This window comes from Parasphingorhabdus sp. W113 (genome assembly GCF_055693205.1).
The window spans coordinates 509,427-527,498 of record NZ_CM146328.1; the positions used below are offsets into that span (position 1 = coordinate 509,427).

General features: G+C 58.1%; 17 protein-coding genes, 1 tRNA gene and 1 pseudogene. 13 read left to right on the top strand and 6 right to left on the bottom strand.

Going from position 1 to position 18,072, the window contains the following annotated elements; genetic code table 11:
• Positions 1-146 precede the first annotated feature (146 nt).
• The 4 genes and pseudogenes from ACZ1GS_RS02360 to ACZ1GS_RS02375 all read left to right on the top strand — a co-directional run bounded on the left by ACZ1GS_RS02360 (position 147) and on the right by ACZ1GS_RS02375 (position 2,800).
• Positions 147-806 carry an energy transducer TonB gene (locus ACZ1GS_RS02360; protein WP_472696892.1) on the top strand — a complete coding sequence of 220 codons (660 nt, stop codon included), beginning with the start codon at positions 147-149 and terminating at the stop codon, positions 804-806.
• An 85-nt stretch (positions 807-891) separates the two neighbouring features.
• A complete protein-coding gene (locus ACZ1GS_RS02365; protein WP_472696893.1) occupies positions 892-1,653 on the top strand; it encodes a MotA/TolQ/ExbB proton channel family protein in 762 nt (253 codons plus the stop codon).
• A 110-nt stretch (positions 1,654-1,763) separates the two neighbouring features.
• Positions 1,764-2,289, top strand: a pseudogene (locus tag ACZ1GS_RS02370) (ExbD/TolR family protein).
• A 58-nt stretch (positions 2,290-2,347) separates the two neighbouring features.
• Entirely contained in the window at positions 2,348-2,800 is a 453-nt protein-coding gene (locus tag ACZ1GS_RS02375) for an ExbD/TolR family protein (protein WP_472696894.1), read from the top strand.
• Between the two features lie 316 nt (positions 2,801-3,116).
• Here ACZ1GS_RS02375 and ACZ1GS_RS02380 read toward each other — a convergent pair whose 3' ends face one another.
• Positions 3,117-4,949, bottom strand: coding sequence for an ABC transporter transmembrane domain-containing protein (locus ACZ1GS_RS02380; RefSeq protein ID WP_472696895.1), 1,833 nt, complete (start codon positions 4,947-4,949; stop codon positions 3,117-3,119).
• Between the two features lie 286 nt (positions 4,950-5,235).
• Here ACZ1GS_RS02380 and ACZ1GS_RS02385 point away from each other — a divergent pair, with 286 nt between their 5' ends.
• The 4 genes from ACZ1GS_RS02385 (at position 5,236) to proC (ending at position 7,629) form a co-directional block, all read left to right on the top strand.
• Complete coding sequence (locus ACZ1GS_RS02385; RefSeq protein WP_472696897.1) at positions 5,236-5,784, top strand: TspO/MBR family protein; 549 nt, start codon at positions 5,236-5,238, stop codon at positions 5,782-5,784.
• A 43-nt stretch (positions 5,785-5,827) separates the two neighbouring features.
• Positions 5,828-6,154, top strand: a complete 327-nt coding sequence (locus tag ACZ1GS_RS02390; RefSeq protein ID WP_472696898.1) for an accessory factor UbiK family protein — start codon at positions 5,828-5,830, stop codon at positions 6,152-6,154.
• 156 nt (positions 6,155-6,310) lie between these two features.
• Positions 6,311-6,817 (top strand): type III secretion system chaperone family protein, encoded by a 507-nt coding sequence (locus ACZ1GS_RS02395; protein WP_472696899.1) that lies wholly within the window; start codon positions 6,311-6,313, stop codon positions 6,815-6,817.
• A complete protein-coding gene (proC, locus tag ACZ1GS_RS02400; protein ID WP_472696900.1) occupies positions 6,814-7,629 on the top strand; it encodes a pyrroline-5-carboxylate reductase in 816 nt (271 codons plus the stop codon). Before ACZ1GS_RS02395 ends, proC begins: the two co-directional genes overlap by 4 nt.
• Positions 7,630-7,633: 4 nt before the next feature.
• Here proC and ACZ1GS_RS02405 read toward each other — a convergent pair whose 3' ends face one another.
• The gene (locus tag ACZ1GS_RS02405) at positions 7,634-8,146 is read right to left on the bottom strand and encodes a MarR family winged helix-turn-helix transcriptional regulator (RefSeq protein WP_472696901.1); all 513 of its coding nucleotides are present in this window, start codon (positions 8,144-8,146) and stop codon (positions 7,634-7,636) included.
• Positions 8,147-8,249: 103 nt separating this feature from the next.
• Between ACZ1GS_RS02405 and ACZ1GS_RS02410 the strand changes: the two genes are divergently transcribed.
• The 5 genes from ACZ1GS_RS02410 (at position 8,250) to ACZ1GS_RS02430 (ending at position 14,293) form a co-directional block, all read left to right on the top strand.
• Positions 8,250-9,347 (top strand): branched-chain amino acid aminotransferase, encoded by a 1,098-nt coding sequence (locus ACZ1GS_RS02410; RefSeq protein ID WP_472696902.1) that lies wholly within the window; start codon positions 8,250-8,252, stop codon positions 9,345-9,347.
• A gap of 113 nt (positions 9,348-9,460) precedes the next feature.
• Positions 9,461-9,535, top strand: a tRNA-Gln gene (locus ACZ1GS_RS02415).
• A gap of 327 nt (positions 9,536-9,862) precedes the next feature.
• Positions 9,863-10,558, top strand: a complete 696-nt coding sequence (locus tag ACZ1GS_RS02420) for a response regulator transcription factor (RefSeq protein WP_472696903.1) — start codon at positions 9,863-9,865, stop codon at positions 10,556-10,558.
• Positions 10,559-10,623: 65 nt separating this feature from the next.
• A complete protein-coding gene (locus ACZ1GS_RS02425; protein WP_472696904.1) occupies positions 10,624-11,940 on the top strand; it encodes a FecR family protein in 1,317 nt (438 codons plus the stop codon).
• A 52-nt stretch (positions 11,941-11,992) separates the two neighbouring features.
• On the top strand, positions 11,993-14,293 hold the full coding sequence (locus ACZ1GS_RS02430; RefSeq protein WP_472696905.1) for a CHASE2 domain-containing protein: 2,301 nt from the start codon (positions 11,993-11,995) through the stop codon (positions 14,291-14,293).
• A gap of 3 nt (positions 14,294-14,296) precedes the next feature.
• Here the strand turns inward: ACZ1GS_RS02430 and ACZ1GS_RS02435 are convergent, their stop codons facing one another.
• The 4 genes from ACZ1GS_RS02435 to ACZ1GS_RS02450 form a co-directional block, all read right to left on the bottom strand.
• The gene (locus tag ACZ1GS_RS02435; RefSeq protein WP_472696906.1) at positions 14,297-14,845 is read right to left on the bottom strand and encodes a hypothetical protein; all 549 of its coding nucleotides are present in this window, start codon (positions 14,843-14,845) and stop codon (positions 14,297-14,299) included.
• 68 nt (positions 14,846-14,913) lie between these two features.
• Entirely contained in the window at positions 14,914-15,147 is a 234-nt protein-coding gene (locus ACZ1GS_RS02440; protein WP_472696907.1) for a hypothetical protein, read from the bottom strand.
• Positions 15,148-15,149: 2 nt separating this feature from the next.
• Complete coding sequence (locus ACZ1GS_RS02445; RefSeq protein ID WP_472696908.1) at positions 15,150-16,523, bottom strand: class II 3-deoxy-7-phosphoheptulonate synthase; 1,374 nt, start codon at positions 16,521-16,523, stop codon at positions 15,150-15,152.
• Between the two features lie 109 nt (positions 16,524-16,632).
• Positions 16,633-17,985 (bottom strand): cell wall hydrolase, encoded by a 1,353-nt coding sequence (locus ACZ1GS_RS02450; RefSeq protein ID WP_472696909.1) that lies wholly within the window; start codon positions 17,983-17,985, stop codon positions 16,633-16,635.
• Positions 17,986-18,072 lie beyond the last annotated feature (87 nt).

Here is an 18,072-nt window from a genome sequence, read left to right on the forward strand (position 1 = left end):
AAAACATTTTTAAGATGGCTTTCATCCAAACGAAAAGCCGTTGTGGGGAATCTAGGGATTAAAATGGCCTAAGGTCATGATGTCCTTTGCAAGGACCTTTCATGAGGGTTTTGATCCCTGGGGAATAAAAGGAGTTACATTTCTGAATGGCTTATGCTGACCAACAGATGAGTTCGAGTAAGGTCGTATCCATCATCCTTGTCGTTCTGATTCACGTGTTGCTTGGATATGCTCTGGTAACTGGACTGGCCTATAATGCGGTCAAGAAAGTGGCTTCAGAGCTCGATATGATCGATATTCAAGAAGAAGAACCGCCGGAAGAGCCGGAAGAACCGCCTCCACCGCCGCCAGACCAACCAATCGAGCCGCCACCCGTGGTTACGCCTCCACCTATCGTGACGCCGCCATCGGCACCGCGACCGGTGATTCAGCAGACCCCGATCGTGTCGCCTCCACCGCCGCCCGTCGTGGCTGCACCGCCTCCACCGCCACCTCCGCCTCCGCCTCCACAAAGGGCGAATCCGGAACCGCGCGGCAACCCAGGCCGTTGGGCCAACGCAAACGATTATCCGTCGCGTGCGTTGCGGGAAGAGCGCGAAGGCACTACCAGCTTCCGCGTAACCGTTGGAGCGAATGGACGAGTATCTGATTGCCAGATCACCGGATCAAGCGGCCATGCCGATCTCGATGCGGCGACCTGCAAGAATATCCAACGGCGTGCACGGTTCCGTCCGGCGCTGGATAGTACGGGTCAAGCGGTTGCGGCCTCCTGGTCGAGCCGGGTCCGTTGGCAGATACCGAAATAATGAAATAGCGCAGTGGGGCGGCAATTCCGTCGGCCCACTGCATCACAGATTTTTAGATTAAACTTATCCTGAGGGGAATGTTAAAATGTTAATTGAAATTCTTGCTGCTGCAGCACCACCGGCAAACCAGTTCGGTTTGCTCGAAGCGCTTGAGCAGGGTGGCGCCATTGCGTACGCGACCTTCTTCATCCTCGTCGCAATGTCGATCTCGTCTTTCTACATCCTGTTCTCCAAATTGTTCGAGCAGAACAAGGTGATGAAACAGGGCCAGGCCATGCGCGCAACATTCTGGCGTGCCGGCAGCCTGCGTGAAGGCGCTTCGAAGCTCGACAAGAACAGCGCTTATCGCCAGATTGTTGACGACGGCATCCGTGCTGACGATGACCATGCCAAATTGACCGATCCGGTTGAAGCGCATGACTGGCTCCACGGTTCGCTGGCGCGGTCCGAAGCCCAGATCAACTCGAAACTGGCTAGCGGCCTGCCATGGCTCGCAACGGTTGGTGCAACGTCACCATTTATCGGCCTGTTCGGTACGGTTGTCGGCATCTATCGCGCGCTGATCAAAATCGGCATCGCCGGCCAAGCGTCGATTGACGCGGTTGCTGGTCCGGTTGGTGAAGCACTGATCATGACCGCACTTGGTCTGGCTGTGGCTGTTCCTGCTGTTTTGGCCTATAACTGGCTGCAGGGCCGCAACAAGAAAATCGCTGAAGACCTCAGTGCATTTTCGAATGACGTGCTTGGCTACATGGCATCGGACGGCAGCGTGAAGCCTGCTGCTTCCGCTGCAAAAGCTGCGCCGGCTAAACCAGCCGCTGCTGCAAAGCCAGCCGCAAAGAAATAAGCTGAAGGCCGGACCGGCTGCGTCCTCGTGATGCCAAAGGTCCGGCCATCGCAGCCTGAGACGAACATTTGTTCGATCTCGCATATTAGTTTTTGAGAGGATAATATCCTATGGCAATGAGTGTTGGAGCAGAAGGCGGAGCAGAAACGCCGCCGCTATCAGACATCAATACAACGCCTTTGGTGGATGTGATGCTGGTTCTGCTGATCATCTTTTTGATCGCCGTTCCGGTGGTTATTCAGACGGTTGATCTGGAATTGCCGGTTCTGCCATTTGAAGTTACGACGACCAAACGGGAAAATGTTTTGCTCGCCATAACGACGACCGACGCGGCTGGCCGTGATCCTGGAGATCCGGAATATGCAGGCGCCAATCCGGGCGGAAACTGTCGGGTCTACTGGAATGTGACGCCGATCGATTCTGACCGAACTGGTGCAACGCGCTGTGAAACAGCTGGAGGATCAGATTGAATCCTTTGGTGGTGTGGAAAATATGACGCCGGAAGATATGCCTGAAGTGCATATCCGCGGTGACATCAACACGCCGTACAGATGCATTGGTGGCGCGATCTACACGATGCAACGTGCTGGTTTTGCAAAAGTCGGTTTCTTGTCGACACCGATTGCCGTTGAATAGTCGGGCGGGATTTTTTCCACCCGGACAAGACGTTTTTGAGTTTTAAGGAGATGCTATAATGGCAATGAGCGGCGGTAAAGATGATGGATCGCCGATGATGGAAATGAACACGACGCCGTTGATCGACGTCCTGCTCGTTCTGCTCATCATGTTCATCATTACGATTCCAGTGCAAACCCACGCGGTGAAATTGGATCTTCCCGTGGATGATCCAAATCCACCTGATCAGCCGATAATTGACCCGGTCAAAAACCGTTTGGGCATCACCGCGCTGAACGAAATTTTGTGGAACGATACGCCGGTGACACTGAACCAGGTCAAGCAATATCTGGCCCAGACCAAGTCGATGGTGCCGGAGCCTGAGCTTCAGTTCCAGCCGGATCCGGTCAGTCGCTATCTGATCGTTGACCAGACGCTGGCGGTGATCAAGGACAGCGGCGTTACCAAATTCGGATTTGTTGGTAACGAGCAATATGGTTCCTTCGGGAAAGCAGCCATCAACCCCAACTGATCGGGGCACAGTAATTTTCAAAAGGGCGGTGGAGCGATCCATCGCCCTTTTTTGTGTGTGCTCTGCGATTGGGTGGGCATATCGGGTGGTTTGCTCGCAAGCTGGCGGCGGGCCGGTGTCGCTATTGTGAGCAGCCAGGCCAGGCCAAGAGGGGCGGACGATATGTCAGGATCGTTATGCCGAACCGCCCGACACAAGCAGGCGCATGAGGGAGCCTCCAGTGCACCAGGGCAAAGCTCTGCGGCGCGGCTAAGCAGCGCAGGCGGTCATCGGTGAGATTATTCTTCGGTTCCCGTGCGCCGACGGCGCTGCTGACCTAGCCGACGGCGAGGCGCGCCTTGGCCAGTTCTCCGTCATTAAACTGCAGATCAGCCAGCTTGGCATAGAGCCCGTCGGCAGCGATCAGGCTGTCATGATCGCCCTGTTCGACAATCCTGCCGTCATCCATGACGATGATGCGATCCGCCGAGCGCACTGTTGCCAGGCGATGGGCGATGACAATGGTCGTGCGATCTGCCATCAACCGGTCCAGCGCGTCCTGAACGAGTTTCTCGCTCTCGGCATCCAGCGCCGACGTCGCTTCGTCGAGCAGCAGGATTGGCGACTGCCGGAGCAAGGCACGAGCAATGGCGACCCGTTGCCGCTGGCCACCGGAAAGTCGGGCACCGGCTTCCCCCATATAGCTGTCGAGGCCGTCGGGCAGCTCGCTGATAAATTTCTCGGCATTGGCAGCCCGCGCGGCGGCCCAGATTTCGTCGTCACTGGCTTCCCATTGGCCATAGCGGAGGTTGTCGCGCGCAGAGGCCGCGAACAGCACGGTATCCTGTGGCACCAATGCCATGCGGTTGCGGATGTCCGCTGGATCGGCAGAGGGCAGGGCCACGCCGTCGATGCGCACGCTGCCGGCCTGAGGGTCATAAAACCGCTGAGCAAGCTGGAACAGGGTCGATTTGCCAGCCCCGGAAGGTCCGACCACGGCCACCGTTTCGCCGGGTGAAACCTTGAGCGAGAAATTGGTCAGCGCATTGGTCTCCGGTCGCGTCGGATAGGCAAAGGTAACATTGTCGAAGGAAATCTGACCGCGCGGCGGCTGGGGCAGGGCGATCGGCGATGCCGGCGCCGAAATCTCAGGGACTTCGGCGAGCAATTCGGCCAGGCGGCCAGCGGCACCGGCGCCCCTCAGCAGGTCGCCATAGACCTCGGTGAGTGCGCCAAAGGCGCCAGCGACAAGGCCACCGGTCAGCACGAAGGCGGCGATGGCTCCGGGTGATATGGTTCCTTCCGACACGCCAATCGCGCCGCGCCACATCAGCATGGTGATGCCGGTGAACACCAATGCGATCACGACGGCGGTCAAGGCGGCGCGCAGACGGATGCGCCGCTTGGCGGTGTCAAAGGTTGATTCGACCGCGCCGGAAAAGCGCGAATGTTCGCGGTCTTCCTGTCCAAAGGCCTGGACGATCTTCATCGCGCCCAGGGTTTCGGAGACCATGGCGCCGACATCAGCCACGCGGTCCTGGCTGAAGCGCGAAACATTGGTCAGCTTGCGGCCGATGAAGACGATCGGCAGGATGACAACCGGAATACCGATCAGCAGGCCGCCGGTCAGCACCGGCGCGAGCGTGAACAGATAGATGATTCCGCCAATGCCAATCACGACATTGCGCAGCGCTACGGAAACTGTGGTCCCGACAATCTGTTCGATGATCGCGGTGTCGGATGTCATTCGCGAGGCGATTTCGGACGGTCGGTTCTCTTCAAAAAAACCGGGCGCGAGGCCGAGCAGATTGCGCTGCACCGCCAGCCGGATATCAGCAACCACCCGCTCACCGAGCCAGCTTACAAAATAGAATCGAAACGCCGTGGCGATGGCGAGCACGGCGACAATTCCCAGCAAACCCTGGAAATAGGGCGCGACGTCGGCACCCTCGGCGACGAAGCCATTGTCGATAATCGTCTTGAATCCGGCCGGTATCGCCAGCGTCGCCATGGCCGCCACAAACAGGGAAATACCCGCGAGTGCAATCTGTTTGGGATAGCGCAGCGCGCGGCTCCAGATCATGCGCAAATTGCCGATGCTGCGCCGGGAGAGTTTCTCGTCTTCGGGCTGACTCTTTTCAGCCAGTATAGTGGTCGTCGGTTCGGTCATGACACAGCCTCTAGCAGTCTGATCTGTGGGTCACAATCATGTTGGTGATCGGGCCAGAGGAGCAGGAAGAATTAGGAAAACAGGGCACCGCACCAAGATAGGGATGAAATCGCAAAGACCAAGCTTTATGGTCACAAAACAGCGGAATAAGTGGCCGGCACCCGGCGGCGTCCAAGCGACTCGCAAAGCGCTGCAATATTGCCTAATAAACCAGAATATTACCGCAGCGGTCGACAGATGATTCGCTGCGCCGGAACGGGATTATCGGGCTAAGGGAAACAGGGCTGTGAATCAGATTGCTTCAAAGGGCCAGTTGCGGATGTCGTTGCTGCGATGGATATTGTTCGTCGTACCGGCGATTATCCTGCTGGGTTTCCTGGCCAGTCAGATTGCCGGTTCCGGAGAAGAAAACCGCTGGTTCCAGGCCTTGACCAAGCCCGATGCGCAGCCACCGGGCTGGGCATTTCCAGTCGCATGGGCGATTCTTTATGCATTTATGGGGATTGCGCTGTCGATGGTTCTTCACGCCCGCGGCGCGCCTTTGCGCGGTGTGGCGATTATACTGTTCCTGCTGCAATTTGCGTTGAACCTGTTCTGGTCACCGCTGTTTTTCGGCATGCATCAGATCTCGGCGGCTTTCTGGTTGCTGATCATCATTCTCGTCACGGCCTTTTTGACCACCCTGGCCTTTGGCCGTATTCGCAAGGCCGCTGCCTGGTTGATGGTGCCCTATCTCGCCTGGCTGTGCTTCGCGGCCATTCTCAACAAACAGATTGATGATTTGAATCCGGGTGCCGAAACCCTTGTCGTTCCGGCAGCGAGCACCCAGATATAGTGAAAGGTCAGTGGTGACCTGATCCCCTGATGGAGTGAATGACATGCAGAGCCAAAACCGATTTTTTGATGATCTTTCCAAAATGCTAAACGGCATTGCCGGCACGGTTGCCGGTGTCGGCCGCGAAGCCGAAGCCGGTGCGCGGGAGCGGGCCAAGGAATGGGTTGCCGGAATGGATTTCGTTTCGCGTGAAGAATTTGACGCGGTCAAGGAAATGGCAGCCACGGCGCGGGCCGAAGCCGATGACCTGAAAAAGCGTCTCGACGCGCTGGAAAAAGCGGCACCCGCAAAGAAGCCTGCCGCCAGACGGAAACCCGCCGCGCGCAAACCCGCAGCCAAAAAAGCGCCACCAAGCAAGCCGGCCGAGTAAAATCCCGCCGGTGTTTCCTTGCGGAACGCAGCCTGTTTGGGCCGCTGTATTATCCACAGTCTTCCCACAAACAATGTGATCCCGGTGATCCCCGCGCCTTGCTCTGCCCGATGGGCTGGGCCACTACACGGGTCATGCAAGGGATTTGGAACCGCAATGCTTGACGATCAATGGTCTGATCTGGATCAGGAAGAGGCACCGCCTGTCGACATGCTGTCCGCTTTTTTCGAGGCGCGGGGCTGGTCGGTTGATCATGTCAGCGAAGAAGAAATCTCGGTTGAAATAAAGGGCAATTGGACAAGCTACCAGTTGCGCGCGATCTGGCGTAGCGAGGATCATGTCCTGCAATTGCTGCTGTTGCCGGATATTCGCGTTCCTGAAGACAAGACAATCACCATCTATGAAGCCCTGGGGCTGATCAACGAGCAATTGTGGCTCGGCCATTTCGATCTCTGGTCGAATAATAACATCCTGTTGTTCCGGCATGCGATCATGCTTGGGGGTAGCGGGATGCTGGGCCTCGACCAGGCGCAAGCGATTGTCGATATGGCGATTGACGAATGGGAGCGCTTCTATCCGGTTTTCCAATTCGTTCTGTGGAGCGACAAAAGCCCCAAGGATGCGATCGAACATGCGATGATCGATACCCAGGGGGAAGCATGATCGCGGCCCACTTGTCGTCGATCTGGATGATCGGTTGTGGCAATATGGGCGGCGCGATCTTGCAGGGTTGGCTCAACCAGGGGATCGACGCCAGCAAGATCACGATCATCAAGCCCCATCGATCCGAATTGCCCGGCGGTCTGCCGTCGCAAAGCGAATATCCCGTGGCGCCCGCGCCCGATCTGGTGATGCTGGCGATGAAACCCTATCAGCTGGCCGCCGTTGCCACGCAACTGGCGCCGCTGCTCGATAGGCGCAGCACTGTGGTCTCGGTTCTCGCCGGAACCGAATTGGCCGACTTGCGAAGCGCCCTGCCCGGGGCGGGTCCGATCGTCAGGCTGATGCCCAATATGGCGGTATCGGTGGCGAAATCACCGATGATCCTGATCGGAGAGTCTGCCGAGCCGGACCTGGTCAGCGCCATGAATGGTTTGTTCGCCCCGCTTGGGCCGCCGGAATGGCTGGCGCACGAAAGCCAGATGCATATCGCGACGGCCTTGTCGGGATCTGGCCCGGCCTTTCTGTTTCGTTTCATCGATGCGCTGGCGCATGCCGCGACCGAACTCGGCATGGATGCGGATCAGGCTGCGCGCCTGGCCACGGCAATGGTCGATGGTGCAGCGACGCTGGCAGCAGCCTCGGATGTCTCGCCCGCAGCATTGGCCGATCAGGTTGCCAGTCCCAATGGCGTTACGCGCAAGGGGCTCGACGTGCTCGATGCCGACCAGCGCGTGCAGGCGTTGCTCTATGATGTTCTGAAGGCGGCGAAGGAACGGAATATCGAAATGGCTGAGGAAGCCAAAGGCCAATAACCGCCTATTTGTGGTCCTTGCGCAGGTCGAAGACCATCTGGCGATCCGATTCGGGCACCAATCCTTCCAGCACATGCCAGAATCCGGTCACCGACTCCTGTCCGGCGCTGACATAGGCGGCGGCCAGTTTTTCCCGCAACTGGGAGAAGAGTTCGGCTTCCATTGCCGCACCCTGATCGGTCAACCGCAATAATTTCTGGCGCCGGTCCAGCTGGCCGGTGCTGGTCACGACCAGATCCCGTTCGTGGAGTTCCTTGAGCACCCGGCCGAGCGACTGTTTGGTAATGGCCAAAAGCTTCAGCAATTCGCCGACCGTGAGATCCGGCTGGCGGGCAATGAAGTAGAGCGCGCGGTGATGGGCACGGCCCAGGCCCTGTTTTGCCAATTCCTGATCAATCGCGTTGGTCAGGCGAGTATAACCGAAATAGAGCAATTCGACGCCGCGCCGGATTTCATCTTCCCGGAGAAAGAGCGGCGAAGCGCCAGGCGAGGCAGAGGGGCGAGATATGTCAGCCATGTTGACGTATCTTGACATGCTGCTTTGGGGATTGCAAGATAAACTGAAATGGCCTCCCGTCCTTCCTGCGGAAGCCCAAACTTCACAGCGAGAGTGACCCGAAATGGTGGACGAAACCGGCCTAACCTTCACTACGGAACCCAATGCCAACCCGGTTGCACCCGCAGAGCGCGCGCAATTGCTGGCAAATCCCGGTTTTGGAAATTTGTTCACCGATCATATGGTGATGATTCGTTATACCGAAGGGCAGGGCTGGCATGATGCCAAGGTGCAGGCCCGGCAACCTATTCCGATGGATCCGGCCTCTTCGGTCCTGCATTATGCACAGGAAATATTCGAAGGCATGAAAGCCTATCGCCTCGCGGACGGCGACACCGCGCTGTTCCGACCGGATGAAAATGCCCGGCGCTTTCAGGCTTCGGCCCGGCGCATGGCGATGCCGGAGCTGCCACAGGAGCTGTTTCTGCAATCGGTCAAGGCGCTGGTTGATATTGATCGGGACTGGTTCCCGTCGGCAGAAGGCGGGTCGCTTTATTTGCGGCCGTTCATGTTTGCCAGCGAAGTGTTTCTCGGTGTCCGCCCCGCCAAGGAATATCTGTTCCTGGTGATTGCCTCGCCAGTGGGCGCTTATTTTAAAAAAGGCGCCTCAGCGGTCTCCATCTGGGTTTCGCAAGATTATAGCCGGGCGGCCCCGGGCGGGACCGGAGCCGCAAAATGCGGCGGGAATTATGCTGCCAGTCTGGTGGCTCAGGCCGAAGCCATTGCCGAAGATTGCGATCAGGTCGTGTTTCTGGACGCGGCCGAACAGCGCTGGGTGGAGGAACTTGGCGGCATGAACCTGTTTTTCGTCATGGATGACGGACGGTTGATCACGCCGCCGTTGACCGGAACGATTCTGCCGGGAATCACAAGGGAATCAATCATCAAGCTCGCACGCGAGGAGGGCCTTGAAGTCAGCGAAGAGCCCTATGCGATTGATCAATGGCGTGCCGATGCCGAAAGCGGGAAGCTGAGAGAAACATTTGCCTGTGGCACCGCCGCCGTTGTGACATCGGTCGGCACCGTCCGGTCCCGCGAAGGCGACTTCACGATCGGTAGCGGCGGTCCCGGACAGCTGACCGAAAAATTGCGGCAACGTCTGGTCGATATCCAGCGCGGGATTGCCGATGATCCGGACGGCTGGGTTCATCGCCTGTTTTAAAGGTCACCGAAGACCGGGTCGAACAAATCCAAATAAGGTTGCAACAGGCCCTTGCCCCTCGGGGGTAAGTTGGATATTAGGCGCGTTCGCTCGCTGATCAAGCGGTGCACTATTGGGGTGTCGCCAAGTGGTAAGGCAGCGGCTTTTGATGCCGCCATGCGCAGGTTCGAATCCTGCCACCCCAACCAAATTCCTTGCAATCTGAATGATGACCGGCCTTTGCCGACGCATGATCCGCTTTGGGAATGAATGGCGATTCATCCCGGTCGTTGCGGTCCGGCGCACGAAAAAGCCGGCGAGCGAACCCACCGGCTTGATGCGACCCTCGAGAACTGGTCCGTGACGATTTCAGTCCCGGTTTATCAGAAAATACTGTAGCTTTATGTAAAGGATTGTAAATTGCGTGCTGTTGTTCTGGTAAAGTCCGTAAAAATAGAGATAAACCATAGGGGGTGGGAAATTTAAGAGAGCGCAATCGAACTGGGATTCGATAACAGGCTCGCCGGGGAAGAGATATGCGTATAGCGATTGCGGATGATGATCACGAGATTGTCAACTTTCTGAAGACCATCGCGGAAGAGCAGGGCCATGTCGTGGTCGGCTATTCTGATGGCAATGCGCTCACCAATGCGTTGCTGCGCGATACATTTGATCTTGTCATATTGGATTGGAACATGCCGGGCAAAACCGGAATCCAGATTCTCGAATGGATGGAAGATGCCGTTGATGACCGGCCGCCGGTGATGATGATGACCAGCCGCACCGCCAAGCAGGATATCAGCGACGCGCTGAACGCCGGGGCTGATGACTATATCACCAAGCCTGAAGACCCTGCTGTGATTGCCGCGCGGATCAACGCGATATTGCGGCGGAGCAGCGGTGCCACTGCGATGGAAACATCCGCGCAATATGGCGACTATCTGCTCGACCGGATCGACCAGAAAGTCCGCCACAAGGACAAGGAAATTTCGCTGACCGCCAAAGAGTTTGAACTGACTGATCTGATGTTCCGCAACCGTGACCGGACGCTGTCCCGTCGCTATATCATGGAGACGGTCTGGCGGACCAATGCGCATCTGGCGACCCGGACGCTCGACATGCACGTTTCGCGGGTGCGCTCTAAATTGTCCCTGACACCAGAGAATGGATTTCGGATTTTTACCGTATTCGGCTATGGTTATCGTCTGGAGTCACTTGGCAACGCGGGATAATGATGAGCTTACGTCTTACCGCAACTCGAATATTTCCGAAGCGCCGAACGCAGGCAGGCGCCGCCGTGCTGCTGTTGCTCGCATCTTTGATGCTGACACCGGCCCCGGTATCGGCGCAAGCCTCTGCGGGTCAGGAGCGGGTGAACTACACGTTCAAGCGTGGCGATACACTGATCGAACTGGCAACCAAATATCTCCGCAAACGCAGCGATTATCGCACCGTACAGCGGTTGAACCGGATCGCCAATCCGCGGTTCATTCCGGTCGGCAAAACCGTTGCCATTCCATTTCGGTTGCTGAAATTTCGTCCAAGCGCGGCGAATGTCAGTGCCTTTCGCGGCGGCGTGGCGATTGAGTCCGGCGGACGCACGATAACACCGGCACCGGGTCTGGAAGTTGCCGAGGGCAGTCGGTTGACCACCGCCGCTGGTGGATTTCTGACGCTCGAACTCGAAGATGGCTCCCGCCTGTCGATGCCGTCCAACAGCAAGATCCGGATCACCCGGCTGCGGCACATATTGCTGACCGACAGCATCGATTATGAACTGTCCGTGGAAAGCGGCCGGATGCGCTCGAAAGTCAGTCCGCTGGACCGCGATGCGGATCGCTATCGGGTGCGGACACCGGTGGCGGTTTCCGCTGTCCGGGGAACCGACTATCGCACGCGGGTAGATGCCGCGACTGGCACCGCGTTTTCGGAAACCGTTGAAGGGTTGGTCGATGTCGCTTCCGGCGCGACGATCACGGGCGCGACAGTGATTGCGGTGCCTGCCGGAACCGGAGTAGCCGCTAACACGACCGGAGATCTTGCCAAGGCCGATCTGTTAACCCCGCCGGTTCTGCTCGATCCGGCCAAGGTGCAATCGGAGGAGGCGCTCTCGTTCGCTATTGAACCCCGCGCCGCCGCGGTGGGGCACCGGGTTGTGATCTCAACCGATGCCGGCTTTGTTGATATTGTTGCCGAGCAGCAGGCTGATAATGTGTCACTGGTCTTGCCGGGCCTCGAAGACGGGCGCTATTTTGCCAAGGCGACAGCTTTTGATGGCGACGGTTTTGAAGGAATGCCCGCGACCTATGCGTTTAAGCGCCAGCTCAGCACCTTGAGCGGCAGTGCTGGTCAAGGGGATTTTGGATATCGTTTCAAATGGACCGGCCAGGGCAAGGGCCAGCGAGTCTATCGCTTCCAGCTGGTTCGCGGAGATCCGGCAAACTTGCCAACGGTCGATGAAACTGGCCTTACCGATACGGTCATCACCTTGTCCGATCTGCCCGATGGTGAATATTTCTGGAGGGTTGGCGTCACCCAATATTCCGACGATCCGTCCGACGCCGAGGTGTTCCAGAAATGGACCGACTTCGAAAAATTGACGGTTGCGGGCTAGACGCTCGAACGCATCGGGGGCAAAAGCGTCGGGTGTGGAGATCTGATAATCAATGAAACTGCGCCGCCGTCTGGGGATTGAGTGGGCCGGAGTTGCGTTTGTCGCATCGCTGGTTATCGCAGCGCTGATCTATTGGAACAGCCTCGCGAGCTTCGACAATCTGATTTATGATCAGCTTTCGGATCTTGATCGCCCGGAGGCGTCCGAAGACATCCTGATCGTCGCGATTGACGAAGACAGTCTGGCGGCTTTTGGCAAATGGCCATGGCAGCGCGATCGCCACGCGGTTTTGATGGACCGGCTGGCTGCCGCCCAGCCCGCCGCCATTGCCTTTGATATATTGCTGAGCGAGCCGGGAACTCCCGAGGAGGACAGCGCTTTGGCTGAGGCGGCGTCACGCAACGTCAATTTGTTTCTCCCGCTGCATTATGTATTTCCCGGTCGCGACGGTGCAGATTATGACGTGAAGGAGCCGATTGCCCCGTTTACGGCGGCAGCGAACGGGCTCGGTCACGTCAATCTGCTGTTCGATCGCGATGGCGTGGTGCGCCGCACCGCTTTGTGCTTCGGTAATAAAGCCACGGCGGCGACGACGGATGCCGGTGCGGATGCGAGCGCGGGCTGGCCGCATCTGATGGAACAGGTTTATCGCGCGGTCCAGGGCCAGCCATCGCCCGCTTTCACGAATCTGCGGGACTGCCAACAATCCTTGTTGATGCCTTATTCCCGACGGGGTGCGTTTTCCCAAATTTCTTATGCGGCCATCGTCAATGGGGAAGTGCCGAACGAATTGCTGCGTGGCCGGACGTTGCTGGTCGGTGCCACAGCCCAGGGGCTTGGTGACCAGCACCCGGTTCCGCTCGGTGACGGGGGAACGATGGCCGGTGTTGAAATCATGGCCAATATGCTCGACCGAATGAAGACCGACAATTTTATCACGCCAGTCAGCAAGGGGCTGTTGATGGTTCTGTCGCTGATTCCGGTCTGGATATTGTTGATTGGATTCTGGCGCTGGCGTCCGCGCACGACAATTCTGATGTCCTTCGCGTTGATTATTGCGCTGTGTCTCGCCAGCGCCTTGTTGCTGTTGTTCAACATCTGGTTTGCGCCGGGAGCTGCGCTGGTTGGTCTGGCGCTGGTCTATCCGGTGTGGGGCTGGCGCCGGTTGCAGGCAACCAGCGATTTCATGGATGAAGAACTGAAAGACTACCGATCCGAAGCGCCGGATATTCCGGTCCTGCGGACGCCCTTGGGACCGGTGGATGTGGTGACCGAACAGGCTGAGGAACTGGCCCATGCGATCACCCATATGCGCGATTTGCGGCGATTCATTTCCGACGCCTTGATCAATTTGCCGGATCCGATGTTCATCACCGGTCTTGATGGCAAGGTCAAATTTGTCAACAAGCTGGCGCAGACCGGGGTGGAGGACGGGGTGCAGGATCTGGTGCTGGATGACATGCTCAACCGATTTGTATCACCGGCAGATATTGGGGATGTGAAGGACTATCTGGCGCTTGCGATGCAGGACCGGGAGCATGACTATGTCGACTTCACGTCGCTGAAGGGCGAAATATTTGCCATGCGGCGGGCGCGGATATTGTCCGATGACGGTGAACTGCGCGGGCATATCCATTATCTGGCCGACATTACCGTGGTCGCCAATGCGGCCGAGGAACGGGAAGAAGTGCTGCAGCTTCTGTCACACGATATGCGCGCGCCGCAAGCCGCGATCCTCGCGTTGCTCAATGGCGAAAGCCAGACTGATGCCACCCAGCGCATCGAAGGCCATGCGCGCCGAACGCTGGCCCTGGCCGACAATTTCGTCGGGCTTGCACGGATCAAATCCAGCGAGTTTTCCGGCGAAGATATCTTGCTGTCCGAGCTGGTTATCGAAGCGAATGACAGCCTTTGGCCGCTCGCTAATATGCGTGGAATCGCGGCGATGGTCGACGATCAGTCGGAGGGGGCGTTCGTTGTTGGCGAACCGTCCAGCCTCTACCGTTCGTTCGTGAACCTGATCGACAATGCGATCAAGTACAGCCCGGACAATGGCAAGATCGCGATCACCCTGCGCCAGATCAGCATTGACCAGCTCCCGTTCGTGTCCGTGTCGATTCTGGATCAGGGCAAGGGGATTGCACCAGATTTGCTCGACCATCTATTTGACCGCTTTGTCAGTGATGACAGCGCCGCCAAAGGCAATGTTAAAGGCGCGGGGCTGGGCTTGAATTTTGTGTCGGCGGTGATCGAACGGCATGGCGGTTCGGTCAGCGCCGAAAATGTTCGTGCAGGGGGCGCGTGTTTTACCGTCTTGTTGCCGCTGGCGCCGGATATTCCTGATATTATGTAGCGGCTATTCGATACCGGCGCGGGTTTGCGTCTCGACGCCGACGGGCTGGGGTTCTGCTCCCAGATTTTTGAGCGCACCATTCACGAGAAATGGCAGGGATTGCGCCACGCTGCCTTTGCAGTGATATTCCGCTGCCTGTCCGGAATAGAGCAATTTGCCGCTGGCGGCATCGGTCATCGAAATCGACAAACGATGTTCGCGGTCCTTGCAGGACTGCAGTAGTTTTTGCTCCTTGGCCACGGCGACAGGCCGTTGCGCCTGGTCATCGCCGACCGTGATCGCAATGTCAGCCGGCCGGTCCGCCAAGGCGATATGCAGCAATATCCCGGCATTCTCGACCATCACAAACTGTTTGTCTGCCAGTGCCTTCGTAACCGCGGTCCGGGCCAACAGATAATCGGCATTGACCTGTTCGGGCTGCTCGGCAAAGCGATATTGCTTCTGGGTTGGCAGCAACTCATTGGCCCTGGTCTCGATCCGGGTTTCAATCGGACCCGCACAACCGGTCAACAGCGCCAGGGCGGAAAAGAAGCTAATCGCGGTTCGAGACATGCGGTTCCCTTGGAAATCACCGCTATAATAGCGCAATTTTTACACTTGTCACCAACCGCGCGTGCCGCTTAGCGGGTTAGCGCATAATAGATCACGTACAGCCACGACAAAAAGCCGTGAATAATCGCCCAGATGATCGACTTGTGGGTGGTGAAGCTGATGACAATCGCCAGGGCGCTGCCAAAGCCGACGCCATTGCGGACAATCTCTTTGCGGACGTAGGTGGCCCCGCGGCTCATCGGCGATTCTCCTGCTGCATAATCTTCCGGCCGCATCCGTTCGGGCTTGATCTTGTCGGCCATGGTCAGGCCGCCTCTCGCGCGCGGTCGGTCAATTCCTGATTGAGCATTTCGGCAAGCAGGAATGCCAGTTCCAGCGACTGGGCGGCGTTGAGACGCGGATCGCAATGGGTGTGATAGCGATCGCCAAGCGCTTCATCGGTAATCGCGACGGCGCCGCCGGTACACTCGGTGACATTCTGACCGGTCATTTCGCAATGGATACCGCCAGCAAAAGTGCCCTCGGCGCGATGGACAGCGAAAAAGCCGCGCACTTCGGCAAGGATCCGTTCAAATGGCCGGGTCTTGTATCCGCTATCGGCCTTGATGACGTTGCCGTGCATCGGATCGCACGACCAGATCACCGGATGGCCCTCCTGTTTGACCGCGCGAACCAGCGGCGCCAGGCCGCTTTCGACCTTGTCGTGGCCAAAGCGAGAGATCAATGTGATCCGACCCTCTTCCCGCCCCGGGTTCAGCGTGTCGAGCATTTTCAGCAGGTCATCCGGTTTGAGTGAAGGACCGCATTTCATACCAATCGGGTTGCCAATACCGCGAAGGAACTCGACATGGGCCGAGCCTTCAAAGCGCGTCCGATCGCCAATCCACAGGAAATGCGCGCTGGTGTCATACCAGTCGCCGGTCAGACTGTCCTGCCGGGTCAGCGCTTCCTCATAGGGCAACAGCAAAGCTTCGTGGCTGGTGTAAAAAGACGTCGCCTTCAATTGCGGCACCGTGTCGGGGTTGATCCCGCAGGCTTCCATGAAGGACAGCGCTTCACCAATTCGGTCGGCCATTTCTTCGAATTTTTTCGCCCACGGGCTGCGCGACATGAAGTCATGGGTCCAACCGTGAACCTGCTGGAGATTCGCATAACCACCGGTTGAAAAGGCGCGCAGCAAATTGAGGGTTGCGGCTGCCTGATTATACGCACGGATCATGCGGTCGGGATCGGGTTCCCGGCGATCCGCTTCAAATTCGATTCCGTTGATAATGTCGCCGCGATAGCTTGGCATTTCCACGCCATTCTGGGTTTCCGTTGGAGCCGAGCGGGGCTTGGCAAACTGGCCCGCCATCCGGCCCAGTTTGACGATCGGCATTTTCGACGCATAGGTCAGCACCACCGCCATTTGCAGAATGACCCGGAACGTGTCGCGGATATTATTGGGATGAAATTCCGCAAAGCTTTCGGCGCAATCGCCGCCTTGCAACAGAAACGCCTTGCCCTTGGCGACTTCGGCGAGATCGGCTTTCAGGCTGCGCGCTTCGCCAGCAAAGACGAGCGGTGGATAGCTCCCCAGCAACGCCTCGGTCTCGGCGAGTTTTTGCGCGTTGGGATAGTCGGGCATTTGCAGCCCTTCGTGGTTTCTCCAGCCGTTTGGCGTCCAGTTCGTCGCCATATCTTTGCTCCAGTCTCTTCATTTTGAAATCGGAAGGCTTTAGGCGCGTTTCAAGGGGGAAGGCAAGCAAAAGCGGGCTTTGGTTGCGCTGGAAACCAACGCATTGCCGCTAGCTTCCCGGTTCGGCCTTCCAGGTTCCCGCGTCGCGATATTCCGGTTTGATCTGACTGACGCCCGGTAACTTCTGGCCCGCAAAGGCTTTTTCGCCGCCTTTCTGAGCGGCTTCCTTACTGTAGCGCGGGGCCTGATAGGCTTTGGGCGTACCAAGCGAGACGGGTGGCACCGGGCGGCTGTGACGGCGGGCCGTATCGGCTGCCATTGCTGCGGCCTTTTCGGATTTGGCGGCTTCCGCCTCGGCTTTCTTGCGGCCAGCCTCATAGGCTTTTTCCAGCGCAATCGGATCCAGCGTGGAAGCTGGCATGCTGTCATATTTGCGCGGTTTCGGTGCCGGGAGCGGTTCGCCGCCGCGATAGCGCTGGCTGAAGGCGCTGGACCGGCCTGCGCTGCCTTTCCAGCTGTAGAAACGGTGGGCGCCGATCGTCCCCAGGAAACGCAGGCTAGGGGCCCAATAGGGATAGATCTCGGTGGTATGATAGTGAGTCGCGGTGCCGACCGGAGATTCGATCTGGCCGGACAAGGCGGCGGCGGCGACCTTGGCTGCCCGGTTCCAGTGAAATTTTGACGGCGAACGGCGGAGCGAGCCATCGCACGTATAGGAGAACTGGCAGCCAGTGCGCCGTTCGCTGCCTTGAAAAATCACGCCGCAGACGGTGCCGGGATAGCTTGGGTGGCGTACCCGGTTGAGAACAACCTGGGCAACCGCCCGTTGACCCGCGTCCGGTTCGAGTCCGGCTTCATAATAAATCGCCGAGGTCAGACATTGCTGGGCCCGGTTATTGTCAATCAAAGATGCCTTGAAGGCCACCGGACGAATATAGTTGGCGGACACGGATGCCGTTCCATCCGGACTGAGCGGATCAGCGAGACCGCCTGCCAGATCGCCATCGCCCAGCTCGGCGAGCGGATCAATCGCCAGTTCACTGTAATTCTGAGGAATGGCATAGCCCGGATCGATGAAATAAAAGGCCGACCCGGCAAAATTTTCTTCCGGACGTTCCACCGCCTGCAGACTGGTATCGCTGGGAGTGAAGGGCTGCGCCTCGACGCTGGCCTTGGGCAAGGTGGCGGGTACCAGCAGGAGACAGACCAGCAGCACCGAAAGCAGAACCCGCTCGCGTATCGTAAGGGCATACCAGCGTCGCTGAGTCTGCTGTGGCGGGAGACTGCGAGATTGCGGGAGCGTCGCTGCGCGTGCCGCTGTGGTGGCGGGTTTGGCCGGAGCAGGAGGAGCTTGCGGCGCAGCAACCGGGTCAGGAGCGGCCGGCGCGACATAGCCCGCTGGTCCGGCAAGGGCCGGACGGTCACCGCCGAGAGGCGGCACATAGGGAGGGGGTACGCGCAATTTCTTACCTGTCGTGCCTTACATCATCCAAAACGGCTCATAAGCCTGAAATATATAGGTATTTCGTCCGTTTTCGGTCCCAAACTT